The sequence below is a fragment of the Mycobacterium adipatum genome, from assembly GCF_001644575.1.
Lineage (GTDB): Bacteria > Actinomycetota > Actinomycetes > Mycobacteriales > Mycobacteriaceae > Mycobacterium > Mycobacterium adipatum.
Genome location: NZ_CP015596.1, coordinates 4,211,231 through 4,236,241, shown reverse-complemented (window position 1 = coordinate 4,236,241; position 25,011 = coordinate 4,211,231). Strand labels below are relative to the sequence as shown.

The 25,011-nt window shown below is 67.5% G+C and carries 17 protein-coding genes; 12 read left to right on the top strand and 5 right to left on the bottom strand.

Going from position 1 to position 25,011, the window contains the following annotated elements:
* Positions 1 to 7 precede the first annotated feature (7 nt).
* Together smc and A7U43_RS20085 are read left to right on the top strand one after the other, a co-directional pair.
* Complete coding sequence (gene smc / locus A7U43_RS20090) at positions 8 to 3,595, top strand: chromosome segregation protein SMC (protein ID WP_067998740.1); 3,588 nt, start codon at positions 8 to 10, stop codon at positions 3,593 to 3,595.
* A gap of 60 nt (positions 3,596 to 3,655) precedes the next feature.
* Entirely contained in the window at positions 3,656 to 4,399 is a 744-nt protein-coding gene (locus A7U43_RS20085; protein WP_067998738.1) for a hypothetical protein, read from the top strand.
* Positions 4,400 to 4,409: 10 nt separating this feature from the next.
* Here A7U43_RS20085 and A7U43_RS20080 read toward each other — a convergent pair whose 3' ends face one another.
* Together A7U43_RS20080 and A7U43_RS29770 are read right to left on the bottom strand one after the other, a co-directional pair.
* Complete coding sequence (locus A7U43_RS20080; protein ID WP_231963780.1) at positions 4,410 to 5,759, bottom strand: hypothetical protein; 1,350 nt, start codon at positions 5,757 to 5,759, stop codon at positions 4,410 to 4,412.
* Positions 5,760 to 6,709: 950 nt separating this feature from the next.
* A complete protein-coding gene (locus A7U43_RS29770; protein WP_156525970.1) occupies positions 6,710 to 7,684 on the bottom strand; it encodes a hypothetical protein in 975 nt (324 codons plus the stop codon).
* Positions 7,685 to 8,072: 388 nt separating this feature from the next.
* Between A7U43_RS29770 and A7U43_RS20075 the strand changes: the two genes are divergently transcribed.
* From A7U43_RS20075 to A7U43_RS20060, 4 genes are all read left to right on the top strand, one after another.
* Complete coding sequence (locus A7U43_RS20075; RefSeq protein WP_068003251.1) at positions 8,073 to 8,732, top strand: hypothetical protein; 660 nt, start codon at positions 8,073 to 8,075, stop codon at positions 8,730 to 8,732.
* Positions 8,729 to 9,310, top strand: coding sequence for a cytochrome c oxidase subunit 3 (locus A7U43_RS20070; protein WP_067998735.1), 582 nt, complete (start codon positions 8,729 to 8,731; stop codon positions 9,308 to 9,310). Before A7U43_RS20075 ends, A7U43_RS20070 begins: the two co-directional genes overlap by 4 nt.
* Positions 9,310 to 9,579, top strand: coding sequence for a cytochrome C oxidase subunit IV family protein (locus tag A7U43_RS20065; protein ID WP_067998733.1), 270 nt, complete (start codon positions 9,310 to 9,312; stop codon positions 9,577 to 9,579). The genes A7U43_RS20070 and A7U43_RS20065 overlap by 1 nt, the downstream gene beginning before the upstream one ends.
* A 146-nt stretch (positions 9,580 to 9,725) precedes the next feature.
* Positions 9,726 to 11,411 (top strand): HNH endonuclease signature motif containing protein, encoded by a 1,686-nt coding sequence (locus A7U43_RS20060; RefSeq protein ID WP_067998731.1) that lies wholly within the window; start codon positions 9,726 to 9,728, stop codon positions 11,409 to 11,411.
* 6 nt (positions 11,412 to 11,417) lie between these two features.
* Here the strand turns inward: A7U43_RS20060 and fni are convergent, their stop codons facing one another.
* Positions 11,418 to 12,437, bottom strand: coding sequence for a type 2 isopentenyl-diphosphate Delta-isomerase (gene fni, locus A7U43_RS20055; protein ID WP_068003248.1), 1,020 nt, complete (start codon positions 12,435 to 12,437; stop codon positions 11,418 to 11,420).
* Positions 12,438 to 12,512: 75 nt separating this feature from the next.
* Here fni and ftsY point away from each other — a divergent pair, with 75 nt between their 5' ends.
* The 4 genes from ftsY to A7U43_RS20035 all read left to right on the top strand — a co-directional run bounded on the left by ftsY (position 12,513) and on the right by A7U43_RS20035 (position 18,327).
* The gene (gene ftsY, locus A7U43_RS20050; RefSeq protein ID WP_067998729.1) at positions 12,513 to 13,868 is read left to right on the top strand and encodes a signal recognition particle-docking protein FtsY; all 1,356 of its coding nucleotides are present in this window, start codon (positions 12,513 to 12,515) and stop codon (positions 13,866 to 13,868) included.
* A 275-nt stretch (positions 13,869 to 14,143) separates the two neighbouring features.
* Positions 14,144 to 15,388 carry an ammonium transporter gene (locus tag A7U43_RS20045; protein ID WP_231963708.1) on the top strand — a complete coding sequence of 415 codons (1,245 nt, stop codon included), beginning with the start codon at positions 14,144 to 14,146 and terminating at the stop codon, positions 15,386 to 15,388.
* Between the two features lie 40 nt (positions 15,389 to 15,428).
* Positions 15,429 to 15,767 (top strand): P-II family nitrogen regulator, encoded by a 339-nt coding sequence (locus A7U43_RS20040; protein WP_030133509.1) that lies wholly within the window; start codon positions 15,429 to 15,431, stop codon positions 15,765 to 15,767.
* 67 nt (positions 15,768 to 15,834) lie between these two features.
* Positions 15,835 to 18,327, top strand: coding sequence for a [protein-PII] uridylyltransferase (locus A7U43_RS20035; RefSeq protein ID WP_067998724.1), 2,493 nt, complete (start codon positions 15,835 to 15,837; stop codon positions 18,325 to 18,327).
* A gap of 1 nt (position 18,328) precedes the next feature.
* Here the strand turns inward: A7U43_RS20035 and A7U43_RS20030 are convergent, their stop codons facing one another.
* Positions 18,329 to 20,512, bottom strand: a complete 2,184-nt coding sequence (locus tag A7U43_RS20030) for a molybdopterin-dependent oxidoreductase (RefSeq protein WP_067998721.1) — start codon at positions 20,510 to 20,512, stop codon at positions 18,329 to 18,331.
* Between the two features lie 91 nt (positions 20,513 to 20,603).
* Between A7U43_RS20030 and ffh the strand changes: the two genes are divergently transcribed.
* Together ffh and A7U43_RS20020 are read left to right on the top strand one after the other, a co-directional pair.
* The gene (ffh, locus tag A7U43_RS20025; protein WP_067998719.1) at positions 20,604 to 22,163 is read left to right on the top strand and encodes a signal recognition particle protein; all 1,560 of its coding nucleotides are present in this window, start codon (positions 20,604 to 20,606) and stop codon (positions 22,161 to 22,163) included.
* A gap of 4 nt (positions 22,164 to 22,167) precedes the next feature.
* Positions 22,168 to 23,235: an amidohydrolase family protein gene (locus A7U43_RS20020; RefSeq protein ID WP_067998717.1), complete on the top strand. Its 1,068-nt coding sequence runs from the start codon at positions 22,168 to 22,170 to the stop codon at positions 23,233 to 23,235.
* A gap of 96 nt (positions 23,236 to 23,331) precedes the next feature.
* On the opposite strand, the gene A7U43_RS20015 is transcribed toward A7U43_RS20020, so the two are convergent.
* Positions 23,332 to 24,942 (bottom strand): diflavin oxidoreductase, encoded by a 1,611-nt coding sequence (locus A7U43_RS20015; protein WP_068003246.1) that lies wholly within the window; start codon positions 24,940 to 24,942, stop codon positions 23,332 to 23,334.
* Between the last annotated feature and the right edge of the window lie 69 nt (positions 24,943 to 25,011).

Below are 25,011 nucleotides of genomic sequence, written 5' to 3'. Positions count from 1 at the left end.
TCACCTCGTGCATCTCAAGAGTCTGACGCTGAAGGGCTTCAAGTCCTTCGCCGCGCCCACGACTCTGCGCTTCGAACCCGGCATCACCTGCGTGGTCGGGCCCAACGGATCCGGTAAATCCAACGTCGTCGATGCCCTGACCTGGGTGATGGGCGAACAGGGTGCCAAAACGCTGCGCGGCGGCAAGATGGAAGACGTCATCTTCGCCGGTACCTCCTCGCGCGCGCCGCTGGGCCGCGCCGAGGTCACGCTGACCATCGACAACTCCGACAACGCGCTGCCCATCGAGTACAACGAGGTGTCGATCACCCGCCGGATGTTCCGCGACGGCGCCGGGGAGTACGAGATCAACGGCAGCAGTTGCCGCCTGATGGACGTGCAGGAGCTGCTCAGCGACTCCGGCATCGGCCGGGAAATGCACGTCATCGTCGGGCAGGGCAAGCTCTCGGAGATCCTGGAGTCGCGCCCCGAGGACCGGCGCGCCTATATCGAGGAAGCCGCCGGGGTGCTCAAGCACCGCAAGCGCCGGGAAAAGGCCGTCCGCAAGCTCGACTCGATGCAGGCCAACCTGGCGCGGCTCACCGATCTGACCACCGAGCTGCGTCGCCAGCTCAAACCGCTGGGCCGCCAAGCCGAGATGGCGCGCCGTGCCCAGACCATCCAGGCCGACCTGCGCGACGCCCGGTTGCGGCTGGCCGCCGATGACTTGCTGACCCGCCAGACCGAGTTCAACGACACCAACCAGGCCGAGACGACGCTGCGCCGCGAGCACGACGACGTGACCACCCGGTTGGAGGCTGCCACCGTCGAGCTGGCCGCCCACGAGGCGGCGGTCGCCGAGCTGACCGAACGTGCCGAGGCGGCGCAGCAGACCTGGTTCCGGTTGTCCGCGCTGGCCGAACGGGTCAGCGCGACCGTGCGGATCGCCAATGATCGCACCCAGCTGCTCGACGCCGAACCCGAGACGGATGCCGGCCGGGACCCGGATGCCCTGGAGGCCGAGGCCGACGAGGTTGCCGCCCGCGAGCAGGAGCTGCTGGCCGAGTTGGAGGCCTCGCGGGAAGCCCTGGAATACGCCCGCGCCGAACTGGCCGAGCGCGAACGCGTCGCGGCCGACGCCGAGCAGGCGCACCGGGCGGCCGCGCGCGCCGAGGCCGACCGGCGCGAGGGGCTGGCCCGGCTGTCCGGTCAGGTCGACACCATGCGCACCCGGGTGGAGTCCACCGACGACGAGGTGACGCGGCTCTCGGCCCGGATCGAGGAGGCTGCGGCCCGGTTGCAGCTGGCCCAAGCCGAATTCGAGACGGTACAGGCCCGCGTCGGTGAACTCGACGAGGGCGAGGTCGGTCTCGACGATCAACACGACCGATCGGTCACCGCGCTGCGCACCGCCGACGAACGGGTGGCCGAGCTCCAGGCCGCCGAGCGTGCGGCCGAGCGCCAGGCCGCCTCACTGCACGCCCGCATCGATGCGCTGTCGGTGGGTCTGGAACGCAAGGACGGTGCGGCCTGGCTGTCGGAAAACCACGGTGGTACAGGGCTTTTCGGTTCGGTGGCCAAGCTGGTGCGGGTACGCGCCGGCTACGAGGTCGCGGTGGCGACGGTGCTCGGCCCGGCGGCCGACGCGTTGGCCGCCGAGAATGTCGGCGCCGCACGCGCCGCCGTGGCCGCGCTGAAGGAGGCCGACGGCGGGCGGGCGTCGATCCTGCTCGGCGACTGGCCGATTCAGCAGGCATACGACGGCGAGGCGCTCCCCGCCGGCGGGCAGTGGGCGGTCGATCTGGTCGAGGCGCCCGAACGGCTGCGCGGCGCGATCAGCGCCTTGCTGGCCGGGGTGGCGGTGGTGGATGACCTGTTGGCGGCGCTGAATCTGGTGGCCGAACGTCCGCAATTGCGCGTCGCGACCACCGATGGTGATCTGGTGGGGGCAGGCTGGGTCAGCGGCGGTTCGGACCGCAAGGTGTCGACACTGGAGATCGCGTCCGAAATCGAGAAGGCCCGAACGGAACTCGCGACCGTAGAGCGTCAGGCCGGTGAGCTGACGGCCGCCTTGGCCGGTGCCAAGGAGGAGCAGGCGGCCCGCCAGGATGCGGCCGAGCAAGCGCTGGCCGCGCTGAACGAATCCGACGCGGCGATCTCGTCGATCTACGAGCAGCTGGGCCGGCTGGGCCAGGAGTCGCGGAACGCCGAGGCCGAATGGCAACGGTTGATGAAGCAACGCGCCGAGCTGGAGGCCGGGCGGACGGCGGCCGTCGAGGAACTGACCGAACTGGAGACCCGGCTGCACAACGCGCAGCAGGCGCCGATGTTCGAGGTCGATGACACCGAGGACCGCCAGGAGTTCACGTCGGCCGCGGAGATCGCGCGCGCCACCGAGGTGGAGGCCCGGCTGGCGGTGCGCACCGCGGAGGAGCGTGCGAATGCCGTTCGGGGACGGGCGGATTCGCTGCGGCGTTCCGCTGCGGCCGAACGTGAGTCACGGTTGCGGGCGGCCCGGGCCCGGGAGGCTCGTGAGCACGCCGCGACCGTCGCGATTGCTGTCGCCGAGTCCGGACGGCTGGTCGCAGCCCGGTTGGCCGCGGCCGTGGCCGCAGCTTCGCGCACTCGCGATCAACTGTCCGCCGAGCGCAGTCAACGCTCCGATGCGCTGAACCGGGCGCGCACCGAGGTCAACGAACTGGGCGCCCGGATTACCGCGCTCACCGATTCGCTGCACCGCGACGAGGTCGCCAAAGCCCAAGCGGCACTGCGCATCGAGCAGCTGGAACAGCACGCGCTGGAGCAGTTCGGTTTGGCAGCAGCGGATTTGATCGCCGAGTACGGGCCGGATGTGCCGCTGCCGCCGACCGAGTTGGAGATGGCCGAGTACGAGCAGGCGCGCGAACGCGGGGAACAGGTCACCGCGCCGGCGCCGATGCCGTTCGACCGGCCCACCCAGGAGCGGCGGGCAAAGAAGGCCGAACGTGAGCTCAACGAGTTGGGTCGGGTCAATCCGCTGGCGCTGGAGGAGTTCGCGGCCCTGGAGGAGCGCTACAACTTCCTGTCCACTCAGCTGGAGGATGTGAAGGGCGCCCGCAAGGACCTGATGGACGTGATCGAGGATGTGGATGCCCGCATCCTGACGGTGTTCACCGAGGCCTACGCCGACGTGGAGCGTGAATTCACCCAGGTGTTCGCGTCGCTGTTCCCCGGCGGTGAGGGACGGTTATTGCTGACCAACCCCGACGACCTGCTGACCACGGGCATCGAGGTCGAGGCGCGACCACCGGGCAAGAAGGTCAAGCGGCTGTCGCTGCTGTCCGGCGGGGAGAAGTCGTTGACGGCGGTGGCGATGCTGGTCGCGATCTTCCGGGCACGCCCGTCGCCGTTCTACATCATGGACGAGGTCGAGGCCGCGCTGGACGATGTGAACCTGCGTCGGCTGCTCGGGCTGTTCGAGCAACTGCGGGAGAAGTCCCAGCTGATCGTCATCACCCACCAGAAGCCCACGATGGAGATCGCCGACGCGCTGTACGGCGTGACGATGCAGGGTGACGGCATCACGCAGGTGATCTCGCAACGGATGCGCGGGCAGGATCTGGCCACCACCGGCTGATTTTGGTGCCGTTACGCGGTCGGGGCTCCGGTATCGTTTTTGGGGTCGGAGGGGGTTGTTGTGACGCTTGAACCGTTGAAGGTGGACGCCGAGTTGCTCGGCGCGGCCGGGCAGCGGCTGTTGTCCGCCGCCCAGGGTCTTCCGGACGCGCCGGAACCGTTCACGCCGTCCTATGGCTCCGATGCGCTGTCGCAGGCGTTGGCCGCCGATGTACCCAAGGCCGAGACACCGATCATCGAGGGTCTGCCGCCGATGAAACAGGCCGCCATCGGCACCGCGGAGTCCGTCGTCGAAGCGGCCCGTCGGTATCTCAGTACCGACTCCCACCTCAAGGGCACGATCGAGCAGACGATGAAGCAGCCTGTCGGCGGTGGGGTTGCTTCTCCGGCAACGGGTTCCGGCGGCAGTGGTGCGGCAGGCCTGGGCGCCGGGGCCGCGGCACCCGCTGCCGCCACCGGCATGACAGGTGCTTCACCCAGTGCGGGCGGCGGCATGGGTGCGATGGGCGGGATGATGGGGATGCCCATGCAGATGGCCCAGCAGGCCGGCCAGGTGCCGCAGCAGATCGGCGGGATGGCCGGGTCGTTGCCCCAGGCGGCAATGCAGGGTGCCCAGCAGGTGGGCGATCAGGTCCAGCAGATGGTGGAGCAGTTCAGCGAGAAGGATGAGCCCGCTGAGCGCGAGGGCGGACGGCACCGTGCCGAAGAACCGGCTGGTGCGGCGCCCGGCGACGTCGACGCCGAGCGGGCGCCGGCGGCCGCGCAGAACCCGGCCGCGTCAACGGATCCGACGATCAACCTGTAGCTCTGGTTGCTCAGCTCACCATCGTGCTGAGCGCATCGGAGCTGAGCACGCTGATGTGCTGCCAGTAAATCCAGTCGGCGATGGCGGTGCGCTGCAGATCGGCATCCGCGGCGTTATGGGCGCGGTGGAGCGCTACGGTCTGGAGGTGATCGGCGTAGGCGATCATGGCTTTCAGGTGCGCGCCGGCGCGATCCGGGTTCGCGCTGAGCAGCGGCTTGCAGACCTCGAGCAGCAGGTTGATTCGGTGGTCCGGCGGTGGGGTGTTATCGGCGGGTGCGGGCGGCAGCAGTTCGGCCAGCCCGCTGGCGCTGATGCCGGCAAGTTTGGTGGCGACCTCGGGTGCGATGACCTCCAACCGGTTGCGGCCCTGCATCTTTCCGCTGTCGGGCATGTCTTCGGGGGTGAGGATGTCTCGGGCGGCACCGAGATCGAACCCTTTGAGGTTCTCTTCGGTGCCGGCCACAGCCTGCAACGTGACGTTGTGATGGCGGGCCCATTCCTGCACGGCCAGTAGGGGATAGGTGGCCCACGTGCCGCGGGTCTGGGCGGGTATGGATTCGTCGGCGGTGACCATGCGGACCTGTTCGGGCAGGTGCACGTGTTCGGGGATGTAGGCCAGACCGTAGTTGTTGGCGGTCAGGATCTGGCCGTCGGAGGTGACGGCGGTGATCCAGAACAGGCTGGGGTCGGTGATGCCGACGTTGAGCGCGGCGCCGATGTGGCGGGCGAGTTGACGCGGGTTGTTTCCTTGGCGGCGTAGGGCTCCTGCGGTGGCGGCAGCGGCCATGGCATCGCGTTCGGCGCGGGCGGCCGAAATCGGGACGGGCGCGGCGGCGCCGCCTGCGGCGCCTTGGTTTGTCGATGCCGGGGCTACCGCGGGTCCCGCCGGGCTGGCGCTGGGTGGGACCGGTGCGGCGGGTGCTGGGGTGGAGGGGTTGCCCAGCGGCATCGGTGGGGCGCCGGTGGGTGCGGCGGGCGCCGCCGGGGTAGCGGGGGCCGGGGCGCTGGTTACCGGTGCGTTGTGGCTGGTGGCGGCGGCTGGCGCCGTCGACCCGGTCGGGTCGGCCTGTTGGTAGACCGGTGCGGCGGGCGCAGATGCGGGTGCCGCGGGGCTCAGCGGTGTCTGGTTCAGCGGCATCGGGTTGGCGTTTGCGGCCTTCGTGACGTCGGCGAAGCCCTTTTGGAAGTCTTGCTGTGGCGTGCTGACCGGAGCTTGGCCTGCGCCCGCGCCCGTGGTGGCAGCCGGTGTCTGCGGGGCCCCACCGGTCCCGCTGATCCCACTGGGGCCTTGGGTGCCACCGATGCTGGGAGCGGGGCTGCCTCCGATGCCGCCCTGCGCGCTTCCGGTGGAAATTGGCAACGCAGGCTGGCCGGTGACACGGGGGCTCGTCGCTGGCGCGGGGTTACCTGCTACCGGGGAGTGCGGCGCCGGCATCGGCGATGGTGTCTGCGTAGCGTTGGATTGGTCGGATATGGGTGCGACGGTTTGTTGTGTGGGCGCCACTGGCGGCACTGCACCAACCGATCCAGGGTCGGTTGTCCCACTCGTTTGGTCGGATATAGGTGCGACGGTTTCTTGTATCGGCATCGCAGGTGTGGGCGTTTCACCCATTGACTCGGGGTCCGCCGTCGTGTGATCGCCGGAATTACGGACTGTCGAAATACGCGGAGGCTCCGTTTCGTCCGGCCGTCCCGACGAATTTGGCGGCACTGTCGAACTAGGCGTTGAAGCACCGACTCTAGGTGCCGGAGCAGGCGGGGGGTTGCCCCGAACAAGGCCTTCGAGCGTCCGCGCGTGTTGCTCGTCTGACAAGCTCCAATCTGAGAAGCGAGCGCCTGCCGAGGCCGCTGCAACATCAGCTACGTTTGCTTCGTGTGCGGCAGCGATGATGCTATCTATCCGTTGTTGACGTACTTCGGCGCGGAGGTTTGAGCTTTCGAGTGCCGCGATCGCGTCCTCGGCACTCGAAACTCGAGCTGCAATCGCCAGCTTGGCGTCCCGGGTGACTTCGGACACGTGTCTAAGCCATGTAATCGATCCCACTAGATTGCGTTGCTGCTTTTTCAAAGACTCAATTGACCTTTGAATAGCGGTGGATCCCGCGTTCGCTCCGGATCCGGACCAAACAGTTCCGGACGCTAATTCTCCCGACTCATACAGCCATTTCTCAAGGGTGGAGGTGAGCTGGCGCAGCGTGTCAGATAGTCCATTTGCGTGTTGGAGGACTGCGTCTTCATCGAGGCCGGGCCATCCACCGGGGTCGAGCATCCTGTCTACGTATTTGCCTGCCGGCCTAGGGACGCTCACGGCTAATCTCTCGCAGATGCGCAAGCATTAAACACGAGGTAGTGTGCATAAGCTGCCGCGGAAGCCAAGCTATTGTCAGACGCTTGATAAGTTGGCAAAGCTAGTGCGAAAGCATGCCAGTACTGAGCAGACAGAGCAGCAAAGTCACGGAGGGTCGCATTTTCCGATGATGTGCCAATTGCGATGAGCGCGTCTGCAAATTTTGTCATTACAGGCACCATCGACTCCATTGTCGATTTTTGTTCGGGGGTCCATTGGCTCGCAGGAATATTTGGATCGTTGTCGCGCCAGGGCGCGGCATCAATATCAAATTGATTGGACGCTGCAGTCCAAGCCTCACAACTTGAATCACCGTTGGCGTCAATGAAGCGAGTGGGATTGGCTGGATTCACAGCCGGGCCTTCCAGCGGTGCCGGCGACTCTGCCTTAACTAACGGGATCCGTGCAGATGCTGAATCGTTTTCGATCGCGGCGCAGATAGCAACAACGGCACTTGACGCGTCGCTTGCAACCCCGACAAGGGTATTGTCTGCTTCGATGTAGGTCGGAATGCTATCGGCGTAAGCGCGCCAGTATGCGATCGATTGCTCGTAAAGTTCGCGCATCACTCGATGCGGCGTCAACTTGGCGAGATCGACAGTTTGATCAGCAGCATCCCGCACAGCGTCGGCCATAGATTGATGCAAGACACGTTCTTCGGGTGTCCATGCTGAGGCAGGCTTCGAGTAGTCTCGCTTGTCCCAACCTTGCTTCTGCTGGTTTGACAGCGTCGTGGCGATCGGTCGCCAAGCGGCGCACGTCGGATCCTCGGTAATGACCGTCACCGGTCCCGTGTCGTTCGCACTCGCAATGTCGCCAGAGGCCGACGGGTTTCCGCTGGCTGTCTGCGTAGTGCCGCCACCGCCGTCCCGCGTGAAAAGCAGTGTGGCGCCTACGGATATGGCGATGACAAGCAGTACGGCGACGCCGATCAGCAACCATTTGAGGCTGTTGTTCTTGGGCGGTTGAGGTGGGCCCCAGCCTTGCTGCGGTGGCCACGGGCCGGGCCCGTACGAAGGCTGTCCCTGACCGTATTGCGGCGGCGGACCCCAATTGCTTGGCGGCGGTGGATTCGTCACTGGCGCCACCCCCGATTATCGCGCGCCGTCACCGATCCACCCCCGTCGCCGTCGAACATCCCTGAGTCGATGCTAGCCACATGGCCCGAACCCCAGTTTAAGTGAGCAATGTGCAGCCTCAGTGCACTTCTTTCACTGCAGCACCGCCATTGTTATGGCAAAAATGTCAAAACAAAGCCACGTAAGCGGTAACGTCCGCCTCGTGGAGCTGACCCTGCAGCGCATCGGCGCCTGGTGCGGAACCGTCATGATCCTTCTGTACGGCGCCAGCTTTTCGGGTATAGCGCAGCTCTTTCCGCCGCTTTCGCCAGCATCGTCACCCGACGAGATCGCCGCGTTCTTCGTCGAGCACAAGCTGTGGATCCGGTTCGGTGTCTCGGGCGCCCTGCTCAGCGCCGTCCTGGCGCTACCGTTCCTGGCCGCGATCATCTTGCGTATCCGCCGCGTCGAAGGTCGCTGGGGCATGCTCTCGATGACACAGCTGATGGCCGCCACCGTCTTCGTGCCGGCGCTGCTGTTCCCGCAGTTCTTCCTCGGCGTCGCCGCCTACCGCCCCGAGGAACGCTCTGCCGAGCTCACCCAAGCGCTCAACGATGTCTTCTGGCTGTGGTTTATTGGCATCGTCGGCACCATCATCATCCAGAACCTCACCCTGGCGGTCGCGGCCTTCGTCGATCAGACCGACCCGCCGACCTTCCCGCGCTGGTACGGCTATCTCAACTTGTGGGTCGCGACGCTGTCCCTGCCGGGCTGCGTCGTGGTCGTGTTCAATGACGGCCCCCTGGCCTGGGACGGCATTTTCGCCTTCTACATCCCCGGCCTCGTCCTGGTGGTGTGGCTGTTCTCCACCACCGCGGTGATGCTCAAATCAATTAAGGCCGAACAACGAGCCCTCCAGCCCGCGTGACGGCGATAGCAGCGCCCGCCCGCGAGAAGCGGATACCAGGCGAGGGCGGCACGTGGGTCTTCCTGTTCGGAGACATGCTCGTCTTCGGCGCCTTCTTCGTGACCTTCCTGGTCGAACGCTCCAAAGCCCCCGACGTATTCGACGTCGCCCGAAGCACCCTGCACATTGGCATCGGAGTCATCAATACCCTTGTGCTGCTGACCAGTTCGTTGTGCATTGTGCTCACCCTCAACGCCATGCGCGCCGCGCAACGACCACTCGCCACGAGGGCCGCAGCGGCGGCCATGGCGTTCGGCCTGCTGTTTATCGCACTCAAGGTCTACGAGTACATCTCGCTGGGCGCTGCCGGGCACGGTCCCGGCGCCAACGACTTCTACCTGTACTACTTCATCCTCACCGGGCTGCACCTGTTCCATGTGTGCCTCGGCCTCGGCGCGTTGTCATTTGTTCTGACCCAAACCCGGCGACCCGAACTGAGCGACACCCGCACCGCACTGGTCGAAGGCGCGGCCTGCTTCTGGCACCTCGTCGACCTGCTATGGATCTTCCTGTTCGCTCTGCTGTACCTGGTGAGCTGATGACGGCCCTGAATCTCCTGAAGAACCGTGCCGGTGCGAGCTGGCTGTTTCTGGTCGCCGCCACGATCGTGTCCTGGGCGGTCGGCGCCGAGCACGGCACCGGCTCCCTGGTCGCCGTCGTGGTTTTGGGCATCGCCGCGGTCAAGGTACGCCTGGTCGGCCTGGACTTCATGGAGTTGCGGCACGCGCCGTTTGCCCTGCGCGCCGCCTTTGAGGCCTACTGCGTAGGGATGTGGGCGCTGCTTGCGGCGCTCTACCTCTGGCTCTGAACCTGGATAGTCTCGAAACAACATTGAGGGGCGGTTTCCGGCGGCGTTGGCCGCCGGCCAGCTGCCTTGCGGTCGGCCAATTAGTTATCCACAGCCGGGACGTAAGGCCGCTTTCCCATGTCGGGGTGGCGAGTATCATAGAACACATGTTCGAAGTCTTGGATCGGGTCGCGCTCGCGGAGCTGAGTGATGAGGCGCTCATTTCCGCGGTCGCGACGATGACCCAGACCGAGGCGAGGGCCGCCGCGCAGCGGCTGGCGTTGATCGGTGAGGTCGTGGCCCGTCAGTGTGATGACGAGGACGACGATCGCGCCCATCAGGTCATTGATGGGTGGGCGTGGGCGCAGGCCGCGGTGTCTGCGGCGTGCAACCTGAACTCGCATGCGGCGTCCAAGCAGATGCGCATCGCCCAAGCGTTGCGGGACCGGCTGCCGCGGACCGCGGGCCTGTTCGCATCGGGGGCGGTCTCGGCGACGGTGATCGATGCGATCACCTGGCGCACCCACCTCGTCGACGATGCTGACGCGCTCGGGTTGATCGACACCGCGATCGCCGCTGAAGCCGGCGAGTACGGGGCACACTCGGAAAAGCAGCTGATCGGCGCGGTGGATCTGTGGGTGGAGAAATTCGATCCTGACGCCGTGGTGCGGTCTCGTCGGGCCGCCAAGGACCTGTATGTGGAGTTCGACGATAAGGACGACCCGAACGGGGTGGCCTCGTTCTGGGGGCGGCTGCGCGTCACCGACACAAAGATCCTCGAACAACGGCTCAATGCCCTGGCCGACACCGTCTGCCCGAACGACCCGCGACGCCGCGGGGAGCTGCGCGCCGCGGCGCTGGCCGCGTTGGGTGTGGTCGGCCCGGCACTGGAACGGCTGGCCTGTGAATGCGGGGACGTGACCTGTGAAGGCAGTGGGAAAGATCCGCGCGCGGGCGCCGTTGCCATCTACGCGCTCACCGACCACTCGCCCGCCGCCGGTGAAGTCGCCCCGCGGCACACCAGGCCCGGCGCTGCGGGCACCCCGGACTCCGAGTCCGCCGCGACCGGGGCTGCGCCAGAGAACGAGGAGCAGACACCGGCCGCGGAGTCCGAACCCGCTGGACCATCCGAGCCTGCCGCGCCGGCTGCCCATACCGAATCGGCTGCCAGCTCCGAGCCCGCTGAGCCTGCGGCCAGCTCCGAACCAGCCGCGCCCGTGGCCGGCGCCCAACCTGCGGCCTGCAACCCGAGCCCTGGGGTGATGCTCGACGGGGCCATCATTCCCGCCGCTATGCTCGCCGAACTCGTCGCCGGCGGTGCCAAGGTGCAGCCGCTCGCCGAGATTGCTGCCCTGCCCGCCGAACCCCGATACCGGCCCTCGACCGCGCTGACCGCGTTCGTTCGGATGCGGGCCATGACGTGTAGCTTCCCTGGCTGTAGCCGGGCTGCGCACCGCTGCGACCTCGACCATCTGACCCCATGGCCAGCCGGGGCGACGCATCCGGGCAATCTCGGACCGCTCTGCCGCCTGCACCATCTGCTCAAGACCTTCGCCGGCTGGACGCCCACCGCCCAACCCGACGGCACCATCCACTGGAGTGCACCCACCGGGCACACTTATTCCAAGGCCCCCGGTGCGGCAATCCTGTTCCCGCACTGGAACATCCAGACACCCATCCCGCGAAAACGGGCGATCAGCCTCCTCAACGACACCGACCGCGACACCAAGATGCCGGTCCGGCAACGCACCCGCGCCCAAGACCGCGCCCAACGCATCAAAGCCGAACGAGCACGCAACCAACTCGAACTCGCGCTCGAGCGCGCGGAGAGCGACAGCGACCCGCCCTTCTAGCGTGCTCTAGACCGGGTCGGCTCCCACGGCACGCAGCGCCGACAGATCGGCGGCTCCACACCCGTGCAGGCACACCCGCAGCTCAGCGATGAAGCGCTCCAACCATTCCTGCACCGCCGCGGCGGACTCGATGGCCGGAACCAGCAGGGGGTGGGCCACCGCCACCACATCGGCGCCCAACGCGATCGCCTTGGCCGCGTCCATCCCGGTGCGGATCCCACCGGAGGCGACCAACGGGACATCGGGCAGCGCCGCGTGCACCTCGACCAACGCCTGCGCTGTCGGAATTCCCCACTCGGCGAGGCCCAGATCATTGATGCCGCCGTAACGGACGAACTGCTCGACCCGCGCCCACGATGTCCCGCCGGCGCCGGCCACATCCACCGCGGCCACCCCGATACCGGTCAGCGATGCCGCTGCGGAGGCCCCGATACCGTGCCCGACCTCTTTGAGCAGGACCGGATACCCGATGGTCTCCACCACCTCGCGCAGCCGCGCCACAGACCCGGTGAAATCGGTGTCACCGCCGCGCTGAACCGCCTCCTGTAACGGATTGGTATGTACTGCAAGCGCATTGGCGCCGACACCGTCAAGCGCGCGACGCAGCTTGGGGACCACCGACGGGTTCAGCTGCGCCAGACCGATATTGCCGACCAGCAACACATCGGGGGCGTAGTCACGCACATGAAAAGTGCCCACCGACTCGTCGCCGAGCATCACCCGCTGCGACCCCAGCATCATGCCGACACCCAGCGATTGGGCCGCCGTAGCAAGATTCCGGTTGATGGTGCCCGACAGCTCAGACCCACCGGTCATGGATCCGATCAGCACCGGAGCCCGCAGCGGGACACCGAGAAAGTCGGTGCCCAGGTCGATACCGGCCAGGCTGGTCTGGGTCAGCGCGTTATAGGGCAACCGGTAGCGCTCGAACCCGGTGGTGACGCTCTGATACTGGACGGCCTCGGACAGGCAGACGTCGATATGGCGCCGCTTGCGCACCGAGATCCCGTCTTCGAAGCCCGTCACCTGCCCGAGACTGCCACATCCGGCGCCGACAGGCGCCATGCCTAGCACGCCGATGTCGCCTGAGACAATGGCCGGGTGTCAGATGCCTTGTGGATCGCCATCGCGGTCGTAGCAGTCCTCCTTGTCACCGCGCTGGTCGTCGGGCTGGTGCGCTACCGCAAGCGTCGGATCAGCCTTTCCGCGCCGGACGCCACCACCCAGATCGACAAATCGGGTGGCTACAAGGCGTCATCGGGCATCACGTTCAGCGGCCCGAGCACCGCACCGCCCGCCGAGAAGGTCGACCCCGTCGGTCTGCCCGGCGTGGGTGACGACGCCGCGGTACCGCGCGACGCCCCGAAACGTCCCATCGCTGACGTCAAATTGCCCGAACCTCCCGTCGCGGAACCACCGAAGCCGGTCCTCGAACCCGAACCGAAGCCCGAACCGAAGCCCGGGCCGACGCCGGCACCGGCGCCCGAACCCGAGCCCACACCGCAGGCCGCTCCGGCTCCGGAAGTGGAGGCCATCGCCCCGTCCGAGGGACGGCTGGAACGGCTGCGCGGGCGGCTGGCCAAATCGCAGAGCACCCTGGGGCGCGGCGTACTCGGCCTGCTCGGCGGCGGTGACCTGGATGAGGATTCCTGGGAGGAGATCGAGGACACCCTGCTGATCGCCGACCTCGGACCCGTGGTCACCGCGAATGTCATGGCGGCGTTGCGCGCCAAGATGGCCAGCGCCTCGGTGCGCACCGAGGCCGATGCTCGCGCCGTCTTCAAGGAGGTGCTGATCTCCGAGCTCCGTCCCGACCTGGATCGCTCGATCCGCGCGCTGCCCCACGAGGACAAGCCCTCGGTGCTGCTCGTCGTCGGTGTCAACGGCACCGGTAAGACCACCACCGTCGGCAAGCTGGCGCGTGTCCTGGTTGCCGACGGGCGCCGCGTGGTGCTGGGCGCCGCGGATACCTTCCGAGCCGCGGCCGCCGATCAGCTGCAGAGCTGGGGCTCACGCGTGGGAGCTGACGTGGTGCGTGGTCCCGAGGGCGCCGATCCCGCCTCGGTCGGCTTCGACGCGGTCGACAAGGGCATCCAGAACGGCGCCGACGTGGTGGTGATCGACACCGCCGGCCGCCTGCACACCAAGACCGGCCTGATGGACGAGCTCGGCAAGGTCAAGCGCGTGGTGGAAAAGCGCGCCAAGGTGGACGAGGTACTGCTCGTGCTCGACGCCACCATCGGCCAGAACAGCCTGCCGCAGGCCAAGGTGTTCGCCGAGGTCGTGGCCATCACCGGGGTGGTCCTCACCAAGCTCGACGGCACCGCCAAGGGCGGCATCGTCTTCCGTGTCCAGCAGGAGCTGGGAGTGCCCGTGAAGCTTGTCGGGCTCGGTGAGGGACCCGACGATCTGGCGCCGTTCGAGCCCGCCGCGTTCGTCGACGCGCTCCTCGGATAGCCCGTCCGCAACGCCGAAACACAGGTGTAACAGACCAGGCCAATCCGTTCACCCCCGCGAAACATCGGAGAACCACGGATGAAACGAGGGCGAAAGACTCTCTTCGGGAGGCCGATTCGTCGGCGAAATCCCGAGGAGGTTCACACAAAGTGGTCTTTGCCTTAAGCGACGTCGTCACGGCTCTGCCGGACGACAGTTTCCTGCCGTTCGGCCCGGATGGATTGGACACCGGCAACACCGCCTGGGTCCTCGTCTCGGCAGCCCTGGTGTTGTTCATGACGCCCGGCCTCGCGTTCTTCTACGGTGGTCTGTCCCGGCAGAAGTCGGTCCTGAACATGATGATGATGTCGTTCGGCTCGCTGGGCGTGGTCAGCGTCATCTACGTGCTCTGGGGCTACTCGATGTCGTTCGCCTCCGCACACACCGGCGATCAGCCCGGCCTGTTCTTCGACAGCCCGTTCTCGCTGTTCGGCGTGAACCAACTCGCCGAGGTCCGCGAGATCGACGGCGTGGAGACCTTCGTTTCCGGCGGTTTCGGTACCGTCCCGGCCATCGTGTGGGTCGCCTTCCAGCTGACCTTCGCCGTCATCACCGTCGCGCTGATCAGCGGCGCGGTGGCCGAGCGGATGAAGTTCGGCACCTGGCTGGTCTTCGGCGGGCTCTGGGCGACCTTCGTGTACTTCCCGCTCTCGCACATGGTGTGGGGTGGCGGTCTGCTCTCGGCCAGCGACCAGGGCCTGGCGGCCAAGCTGTTCGGTGTCGACGAGGAAGGCGCGGCGAACGTCGCACCCATCGACTTCGCCGGTGGCACAGTCGTTCACATCAACGCCGGTATGGCCGCGCTGGTTCTGGCGGTGCTGCTGGGCAAGCGGGCCGGCTTCGGCAAGACCGCGTTCCGTCCGCACAACATCCCGTTCGTGATGCTCGGCGCCGCGATCCTGTGGTTCGGCTGGTTCGGCTTCAACGTGGGCTCCGAGGGCGGCGCCGACATGCTCGCCGGTCTGGTCTGGGTCAACACCACCGCCGCCACCGCCGCCGCGATGCTCGGCTGGTTGCTGGTGGAGCGCCTGCGTGACGGCCACGCCACCAGCGTGGGTGCCGCCTCCGGTGTCGTCGCCGGCCTGGTCGCCATCACCCCGGCGTGTGGCAACCTGACCCCGGTCTGGTCGCTGGTCGTCGGTGCGATCGCCGGTGTGCTGTCGGCCTTGGCGATCGGTCTGAAGTACAAATTCGGTTACGACGATTCGCTCGACGTCGTCGGCGTGCACCTGGTGGCCGGCCTGTGGGGCACCGTTTCGCTGGGCTTCTTCGCCACCGACGCCGGCCTGTTCGTCGGCGGTGACTACAAGCAGTTGGTCGTGCAGATCGTGATCGCCGGGGTGGCGCTGCTGTTCACCGCCGTGCTCACGGCAATCATCGCCTTCGTGGTCAAGCCACTAGGCTGGCGAGTCAGCAAGGAAGACGAAGACACCGGTATCGACGAGACCGAGCACGCAGAAACCGCTTATGAACTCGCATGATCGGGAAGAATTGACTCCAGTCCTGGAAGGAATCGACTAAATGAAACTGATCACTGCGATCGTCAAACCGTTCACTCTGGAAGACGTCAAGACGGGTCTGGAGCAGACGGGCATTCTCGGAATGACCGTCAGCGAGGTGCAGGGCTACGGACGTCAGAAGGGCCACACCGAGGTTTACCGTGGCGCCGAGTACTCGGTGGACTTCGTGCCGAAGGTCCGTGTGGAGGTCGTCGTCGACGACTCCGCGGTGGACAAGGTGGTGGACGTCATCGTGCAGGCGGCCCGCACCGGCAAGATCGGTGACGGCAAGGTGTGGGTGAGTCCCGTGGACACCGTCGTGCGCGTGCGCACCGGTGAGCGGGGAGTCGACGCACTCTAATCAGTCCGACGGTCGTTTCCCGGCCAAATATGTGACCGTTCGAATGTAGGGCCGGGGGAGGACCGAAATGACTGATCAGACACCAGATCCCGCTGCCGGAGCTTCCCGATGGGAAGCTCCGGCAGCGGGATCGCCGCGTCCGGCCACCGATTTGGCGAAGGCCTCTCGCCAATTGCTCGACGTCGGTGGCAAGCAACTGGATTCGGCCGCACTGCGCGCCGCGTTGCTGGACCTCAACGAATTCTGGCTCTCCACCAAGGCCGCCGAGATCGGCATCACCGCCACCAGCGGGTTCGCCATCGTCGCCACCGGTGGGCTCGGGCGCGGTGAACTGTTGCCGTATTCCGATCTGGATCTGATGCTGCTGCACGACAACATGCCCGCCGACATCGTCAGCCAAGTCGCCGAACTGCTCTGGTACCCGCTGTGGGACGCCAACATCCACATCGACCACAGCGTGCGCACCGTGCCCGAGGCGCTACAGGTGGCCGGTGAGGACATCTCCGCCGGGATGGCCATGCTCGACGCCCGCCACATCGCCGGGGACGCCGAACTGTCGGGCCTGCTGACCGGCGGCGCACGTCGCCAGTGGCGTATCGGAATCGCCTCGCGCTACGAGGAACTCGTCGAGCACACCCGCGCCCGTTGGGAGCGCAGCGGGCAGATCGCGCACCGCGCCGAACCCGACCTCAAGAACGGCCGAGGTGGACTGCGCGATGTGCAGCTGCTCAACGGCCTGGCCATCGCACAACTCGCCGACGTCTACCCGAGCCGGCTGCTGGCCTCGCCCACCGGAACGCTCGGCGAGGCGCATCTGGCGCTGCTGAACGTCCGCACCGAACTGCACCGCGTCTCCAAGCGGGGCCGCGAGCAGGTGCTGGCCCAGTACGCCGACGAGATCGGCGCCGCCTTGCGCATCGGGGACCGCTTCGATCTGGCCCGCACCATCTCCGACGCCGCCCGCACCATCAGTTACTACGTCGACGCCGGCATCCGTACCGCCGGAAATGCTTTGCCGCGCCGAGGTTTCGCCGCACTGCGCCGCCCGGCCCGTCGCCCGCTCGACGAGGGTGTGATCGAATTCGCCGGCGAGGTGATCCTGGCGCGTGACGCCAAACCCGAACGCGACCCCGGCCTGATCCTGCGGGTGGCCGCCGCCTCGGCCACCACCGCGCTGCCGATCGCAGCCTCGACGCTGAGCCGGCTGGCCGGCGCCGCACCCGAACTGCGCACCCCGTGGCCACGCGAGGCCCTCAAGGATCTGCTGGTGCTGTTGTCGGCGGGGCCGGCGGCGGTGAACACCGTGGAGGCGCTGGACCGTACCGGGCTGTGGGGCCGGCTGTTCCCCGAGTGGGGCGCGGTGCGCGACCTGCCGCCGCGCGATGTCGTTCACATCTGGACCGTCGATCGCCATCTGATCGAAACCGTCTCGCGGGCAAGTGCATTCACCACCCGGGTATCTCGGCCGGATCTGCTGGTGCTGGGTGCGCTGGTGCACGATATCGGCAAGGGGCGCGGTGGCGATCACAGCGTCATCGGCGCCGAACTGGCCACCCAGATCGGGACCCGGCTGGGTCTGTGGCCCTCCGATGTCGAGGTGCTGTCCAAGATCGTGCGTTACCACCTGCTGCTGCCCGATACCGCCACCCGCCGGGATCTGCAGGACCCCAAGACGATCGCCACCGTGGTGGACGCCCTCGGCGGCGACTACCAGCTGCTGGAACTATTGCACGTGCTGGCCGAGGCGGACTCCTTGGCCACCGGGCCCGGCGTCTGGGGGGACTGGAAATCTTCGCTCATCGGTGACCTGGTGCGCCGCTGCCGGCTGGTGATGGCCGGTGAGCCGCTGCCCACACCGGATCCCATCGATCCGCGGTATGTCGAGTTGGCGGCCGACGGCGCCGTCCATGTCGAGATGACGGCCGGCGAGGGCCCGCACATCCACAACGTCACCATGATCGCGCCGGACCGCCGCGGTCTGTTGTCCAAGGCGGCGGGCGTGCTGGCGCTCAACGCGCTGCGGGTGCACTCGGCGTCGGTGAACAGTCGTGACGGGGTGGCCATCAACACCTTTGCGGTCTCACCGCATTTCGGTACGCCGCCGGCCGCCGAGCTGCTGCGTCAGCAGTTCATCCTGGCGTTGGACGGCCAACTCGACGTCATCGACACGCTCGAGCGCCGTGATCTGGAAAGCGCGGCCACCCCGCACCGGGCGGGGGAGACCCCGGCCTCCGTGCCGGTCAATCACACCATCGCGCCGCCGCGCATCCTGTGGACCGACGGCGGTACGCCCGGCGAGTTCTTCGTCCAGGTGCGTGCGTCCGACCGCCCGGGCCTGCTGTCGCGGCTCACCGCCGTCATCGAGCGCGACGGACTGGACATCAACTGGGCCAAGGTCACCACGCTCGGCTCGGTGGTCATCGATGTCTTCAGCATCACGGTGCCCGCGCTGGCCGCCGGGGCGGATGCCACCAAGATCGCCGAGGCGCGTGCGGATCTGGAACGCGACCTGTACGCCATGCTGCCCGCGCCGCCGCGCAAGGTGTCCGAGGCCAGCTAGCTCAGCCGGCGGTGACGGTGACCCAGGTGTTGTTCACCGCGGCCGTCCCGGTGAAGGTGTCCACCTGATCCGGATCGTGCAGATCGTTGACATTGGCACCGGCCAGCGTGTTCGCATGCCGCCATCCGGTGCCGCGGTGTCCCCATCCGTGCGGCACCGCGATGGTGCCCGGCCGCATCTCGTCACTGATGTCCAGCGGGAGTTCGATATGCCCGATCGTCGAGGTGACCCGCACGGTCTCGCCCTGGGCCAGCCCGCGTGCGTCGGCATCGGCGGGATGCATCAGCACCGTGCAAATGTTGCTGCCGCCGGTCATCGACGGCACATTGTGCAGCCAGGAATTGTTGCTGCGCAGGTTCCGTCGGCCGATCAGCTGCAGCCGGCCGTCGGCGGGTTCGGCGTCGGCGCGGGCCAGTCGGGCGGCGGCGTCGGCGATGAACTCGTCGGGCGCCAGGTGTACCCGGCGATCCGACGTGGCCAGCACCGCGCCCAGTCGCGGCTGCAACGCGCCGAGATCGATGCCGCCGGCACTGTCGCGCAGCGCTTTCATGGTGACGCCCTTGCGGCCGCGGCGCAGCCGTCCGTACGGGCCGGTGGCCAGTGCGGCGGCCGTGACCCGCAGCGGGTTGGCAAAGGAGATGAACCGCTCGCGCAGTGGCGCCGCGATCTGTCGCAGCGGGGCCGGCAGCAGCTCGAAGGTCAACCGGCTCAGGATTTCCCAGTCCTCCAGGGCGCCGATCGCCGGCTCGAAGGTGCGGTGCTGGTAGCGGATGTTGTTGCGCACGCTGAAGATGGTGGTCAGCAGGCCGACGTCTTCGCGTTCCAGCGGTGACACCGGCGGCAGGATGAAATCGGCGTGCCGGGTGGTCTCGGTGACGTACATGTCCACGGCCACATAGAGATCCAATTCCGAGAGGGCCTGCGCCAGTCGCCCCTTCTGCGGGATGGAGGACACCGGGTTCCCGGCGTAGGTGATCATCGCCCGGATCTTCCCCGGACCCTCGGTGAGCATCTCGTCGGCCATCGCCACCGCGGGCAGTTCGGCGCGGAACGCCTTGTACCGGCCGGAGCGGTCGGTCCACAGCCCGTGCCCGACCGGGACGTACTTGGCCAGCCGTGGTACGTCGACGATCGGGGTGGAGAACATCGTGCCGCCGGGGCGGTCGAGATTGCCGGTCACGGTGTTGATCACCATGACGAGCCAGCTCACCAAGGTGCCGGTCTCCTGCTGGCAGATGCCGATGCGCGCGTAGATCGCCGCGGATTCGGCCGCGGCGTGCTCGCGGGCCAGCGCCCGGATCTCGTCGGCTCCGACGCCGGCGCGAGCGGCCATGGCCTCCGGGGTGGCATGTTCGACCAAGTCGGCGAGTTCCGCCCGGCCGGTCGCAATCTTGTCCAGTGACGCGGTGTCGCAGAGGTTTTCGGTGAGCAGCACATGCAGCATGCCCATCAGCAGAAAGATGTCGCCGCCCGGGCGCACCGCGACGTGCTGATCGGCCAACCGGCTGGTCTCGGTACGGCGGGGGTCGATCACGACGACCTTGCCGCCGCGGTCCCGGACGGCCTTGATGCGTCGTTTAGCACCCGGCATGATCGACAGCGACCCGTTGGACACCGCCGGGTTCGCGCCGAGGATCACCAGACGTTGGGTGCGGTCGATATCGGTGATCGGCACCAGCATGTTGGACCCGAACACCCGCCAGGCGGCGTACTCGTGCGGCATCTGGTCGATCGATGACGCCGAATAGAAGTTCGGGGTCAGCAGGGCGATACGCAGCGCGAGCCCGTACATGGCGCCGGAACTGTGCGCGGCCGGATTGCCCAGGTACATGCCCAGCGCGCGTACCCCGTGCCGGCGGCGTACCCGCCGCAGCCGCGCGCCGATCTCGGTGAACGCCTCGGCCCAACTGACCGGCTCGAAGGAATCGCCCACGCGGCGCATCGGTGTGCGCAGCCGGTCCGGGTCGTGGTGCAGGTCGCCCATCGCGGTCGCCTTGGGGCAGATGTAGCCCTTGGAGAACACATCGTCGGGGTTGCCGGCGATGCGGCTGACCCGATCATCGGTGACGGTGACGTGCAGCCCGCAGTGCGCCTCGCACAGTGTGCACTGGCTGATGTGGGTCACGCTCGCCCGCTCGTCGAGGTTGCTGCGCACCTCGGGCAGGGGGACGTCGATCGCTGTCATGGGGGCCTCCGGCCAAATCTGTCACGGTGCGTTGACAGATTAGCGTCAGCGGGCCGCCTCGGGCCAGAACTTCGACCGTTAGGCTTATCAGGTGTTTGAATCGCTCTCTGACCGGTTGACCGGCGCACTGCAGGGCCTGCGCGCCCGCGGGCGGCTGACCGACGCCGATATCGATGCCACGGCGCGCGAGATCCGCCTGGCCCTGCTCGAAGCCGACGTGTCGCTGCCCGTGGTGCGCGCCTTCGTCGGTCGCATCAAGGAGCGCTCCAAGGGCGCCGAGGTCTCGGCCGCCCTCAACCCGGCCCAGCAGGTCGTCAAGATCGTCAACGAGGAACTCGTCGGCATCCTCGGCGGCGAGACCCGTCAGCTGGCGTTCGCCAGGAACCCCCCGACCGTGATCATGCTGGCCGGTCTGCAGGGCTCCGGTAAGACGACGCTGGCCGGAAAGCTCGCCAAATGGCTCAAGGCGCAGGGGCATACGCCGCTGCTGGTGGCGTGTGACCTGCAGCGCCCGGGTGCCGTGCACCAGCTGCAGATCGTCGGCGAGCGGGCCGGGGTCGCGGTGTTCGCACCGCACCCGGGTGTCTCGCCCGACGGTGTGACCATCGACCAGATGACCACCGGCGACCCGGTCTCGGTGGCCGCCGCGGGTCTGGCGGAGGCCAAAGCCAAGCACTACGACGTCGTCATCGTCGACACCGCGGGCCGCCTCGGTATCGACGAGGAACTGATGAGCCAGGCCGCCGCCATCCGGGATGCCGTGCAGCCGGACGAGACGCTGTTCGTGCTCGACGCCATGATCGGTCAGGATGCCGTCAGCACCGCGGAAGCGTTCGGGTCCGGTGTCGGGTTCACCGGCGTGGTGCTGACCAAGCTCGACGGTGATGCCCGCGGTGGCGCCGCGTTGTCGGTCCGCGAGATCACCGGTGTGCCGATCCTCTTCGCGTCCACCGGTGAGAAGCTCGAAGACTTCGACGTCTTCCACCCCGACCGGATGGCCAGCCGGATCCTCGGCATGGGCGACGTGCTCTCGCTCATCGAGCAGGCTGAGCAGCATTTCGACGCCGAGCAGGCCGAGGCCGCCGCCGCCAAGATCGGTTCCGGCGAGCTCACCCTGGAGGACTTCCTCGAGCAGATGCTCGCGATCCGCAAGATGGGCCCGATCGGCAACCTGTTGGGCATGCTGCCCGGTGCCGGCCAGATGAAGGACGCACTGGCCGCCGTCGACGACAGTCAACTCGATCGCGTGCAGGCCATCATTCGCGGCATGACACCCGCCGAGCGGGCCGACCCGAAGATCATCAACGGTTCGCGCCGACTGCGCATCGCCAACGGCTCCGGTGTCTCGGTGGGCGAGGTCAACCAGCTCGTCGACCGCTTCTTCGAGGCCCGCAAGATGATGTCGCAGATGGCCGGCCAGATGGGAATGCCGTTCGGGCGCAAGAGCTCCCCGCGTAAGGCCGGCAAGGGCAAGAACAAGCAGGCCGGCAAGAAGAAGGGCAGGGGACCGACGCCGCCGAGGAATCCGATGGGCGCGGGTCTGCCCCCCGGTTTCCCGGATCTGACCGGGATGCCCAAGGGTCTCGACGAGCTGCCGCCCGGGCTGGCCAATATCGACCTGTCCAAGCTGAAGTTCCCCGGCCAGAAGTAAGGCGATGCATCCGCTGCACGTGCGGGGCCGAGGGTTGCCCGACGGCGAGGAGGTGCGGTGGTGGATTCGCGATGGGCTGCTCTCGGCCGAGCCGCTCGCGCACGCCGACACCGTCTTCGACGGGGGCTGGGTCATCCCGGGGCTGGTGGATGCCCACTGCCATGTGGGACTCGGACCGCACGGTGCGACCACGTTCGACGAGGCCGTCGGCCAGGCCGAAACCGAGCGTGCTGCCGGTGCCCTGCTGCTGCGCGACGCCGGTTCCCCGGTCGACACCCGCAGCCTCGACGACCGTGACGACCTGCCGCGCATCATCCGGGCCGGTCGGCATCTGGCCCGGCCCAAGCGCTACATGCCCGGTCTGCCCATCGATATCGAGGACGAATCGCAGCTGCCGGCCTACGTCGCCGAACAGGCCCGCTGGGGCGACGGTTGGGTGAAGCTCGTCGGCGACTGGATCGACAGGGGAGTCGGCGACCTCGCGCCGCTGTGGTCGGATGCGGTGCTGGTGGAGGCGATCGCGGCCGCGCACGCCAATGGTGCGCGCGTCACCGCGCACGTCTTCGGTGAGGATGCGCTGCCCGGGCTGATCAACGCCGGTATCGACTGTATCGAGCACGGCACCGGCATCACCGACGACACCATCGAGTTGATGCTGGCGCACGGCACCGCGCTGGTGCCCACGCTGATCAATATCGACAACTTCCCGGGCATCGCCGACGCCGCGGGCAAGTACCCGACCTACGCCACGCACATGCGGGATCTGTACGCGTCCAGCAAGCGGCGGGTCGCGGCCGCGCATGACGCCGGTGTGCCGATCTACGCGGGCACCGATGCCGGCGGGATGGTCGCCCACGGCCGGATCGGCGATGAGATCGACGCGCTCAAGGGCATCGGCATGAGCCCGACGGCGGCGCTGGGCGCGGCGAGCTGGGACGCGCGGGCCTGGCTCGGACGTCCCGCGCTGGAGCACGGCGCGTCGGCGGACCTGCTGTGCTTCGCCGCGGATCCGCGCGAGGTCGGGGTCGGCAACCCGGATCTGGTGATCCTGCGCGGCCGGGTCTGGGGTTAGCCCTGCCGGACCGCCGCGAGATTGTCGCTATCGCGCGTTTGTCCGAGTGGCGATCTCGATATCCGCAATCTCGCGGGGTCACGGGCTCACAAGGCTTCAGTACACGTCGCGCACGTAGTGATGACTCTTGATCAGCTCGTTGACGTAGGCGTGCGCGGCCGCGGCGTCCAGTCCGCCGCAGCGCCCGACGATATCGTGCAGCGTGGCGTCCACGTCCTTGGCCATCCGGTCGGCGTCCCCGCACACGTACACGTGCGCGCCGTCCTGCAGCCATCGGTAGAACTCCTCGGCGTTCTCCTGCATACGTTGCTGCACATACACCTTGGTGTCCTGGTCGCGGGAGAACGCCAGATCCAGCCGGGTCAGCACCCCGTCGGTGCGGAACTCTTCCAACTCCTCGCCGTAGAGGTAGTCGGTGTCGCACCGGCGATCGCCGAAGAACAGCCAGGACGGTCCCCTCGCCCCGGCGGCGCGTCGCTCCTGCAGGAATGCGCGAAACGGGGCGATACCGGTGCCCGGGCCGATCATGATGATGGGGGCATCGCCGGCGGGCAGCCGGAAGTGGTTGTTGGGACGCAGATGCACGAGGACGTTCTCGCAGCGATCGGCGAGGTAGGTCGAGGCGACACCGCCGTGTCGGCGGCCCCCGACGTCATAGCGCACGTTGGCCACGGTGAGGTGGACGCTGTCGGGGTGAGCCAGTGGGCTGGAGGCGATCGAGTAGTCCCGGGGCTGCAGCGGGCGCAACGTATCCAGTACCTCGTCGACCGACAGATCGGCCAGCCCGATGATGTCCAGCGTGTCCTTGCCGTAGAGCCAGGAGTTCTCGGTGCCGCCGTGGGTGTCCCCGGAGCGCAATGCCTGGGCGATGGCCGGATCGGAGCTGCGTTCGGCGGCCAGGCTCAGCAGGGCGCGCGACGGCGTGCGGATCTCGTAGTGCTCGGTGAGCAGCGTGCCCAGCGGCGTGTCGTGACCGTTGATGGCGTAGTCGGCTCCCACTCCGAGCCCGGCCAGCAGGGCCTGCACCAGGTCGGGATCGTTGGTGGCGTGCACCGCGATGGAATCGCCTGCCTGATAGGTGATTCCGGTTCCGGTGAGGTCGATCTCGTAGTGCCGGACCTCCTTGTCGGACGCGGGTGAGTTCAGCCGGCGGTTGGCGGTCAGGCGCGCTACGGCGGGGTTGTTGCGTTCCCGCGGTTCGGTCCGTTCGACAGCCGGTGACGGCGCGGCCGGGGTGGCTGCGCCCCCTTGCTGCGCGGTCAGGATCTTGACGATATCGGCGGTCCACTGCTTGGCGGGTTCCTCGTAGAACCCGTCGACGTCCACGCGGTCCACCATCCGATGCGCGCCGAGGGCTTCCAGACGCTCGTCGAGCAGCTTGCCGGCATTGCAGAACAGTTCATAGGAGCTGTCGCCCAACGCCAGCACGGCGAAGTTCAGGTGTTCCAGCCGGTCGGTGTCGGCACTGATGGCTTCCCAGAACAGGGTGGCCGAATCGGGGAACTCGCCCTCACCGAACGTCGAGACCACCACGACGAAATGCGTGGCGTCCCCGAGCTGTCCGAGCTCGACCTGGTTGAGTTCGACGGCCTCGGCCTCGATGCCGATCTCGGCGACCGCCTCGGCGAACGTCATGGCGGCGTCTTCGGCGTTGCCCATATCGGTGCCGTAGGCGACGATGAGTGCGAGATCAGCTTGGCCGGACACGGTGTTCCCCTCGTTCTGACGACCGGACGGCTGCCCGGCGTTCAAATTAGGGTGACCTTACGTGGTCGG

What these genes read in the sequence shown, in the direction of transcription:
- A7U43_RS20040 (WP_030133509.1), top strand. Translation starts at nt 15,429, where the DNA reads ATGAAACTGATCACTGCGATCGTCAAACCGTTCACTCTGGAAGACGTC.
- A7U43_RS20045 (WP_231963708.1), top strand. Translation starts at nt 14,144, where the DNA reads ATGACGCCCGGCCTCGCGTTCTTCTACGGTGGTCTGTCCCGGCAGAAG.
- A7U43_RS20075 (WP_068003251.1), top strand. Translation starts at nt 8,073, where the DNA reads ATGATCCTTCTGTACGGCGCCAGCTTTTCGGGTATAGCGCAGCTCTTT.
- A7U43_RS20060 (WP_067998731.1), top strand. Translation starts at nt 9,726, where the DNA reads ATGTTCGAAGTCTTGGATCGGGTCGCGCTCGCGGAGCTGAGTGATGAG.
- A7U43_RS20030 (WP_067998721.1), bottom strand. Translation starts at nt 20,512, where the DNA reads ATGACAGCGATCGACGTCCCCCTGCCCGAGGTGCGCAGCAACCTCGAC.
- A7U43_RS20035 (WP_067998724.1), top strand. Translation starts at nt 15,835, where the DNA reads ATGACTGATCAGACACCAGATCCCGCTGCCGGAGCTTCCCGATGGGAA.
- A7U43_RS20065 (WP_067998733.1), top strand. Translation starts at nt 9,310, where the DNA reads ATGACGGCCCTGAATCTCCTGAAGAACCGTGCCGGTGCGAGCTGGCTG.
- A7U43_RS20020 (WP_067998717.1), top strand. Translation starts at nt 22,168, where the DNA reads ATGCATCCGCTGCACGTGCGGGGCCGAGGGTTGCCCGACGGCGAGGAG.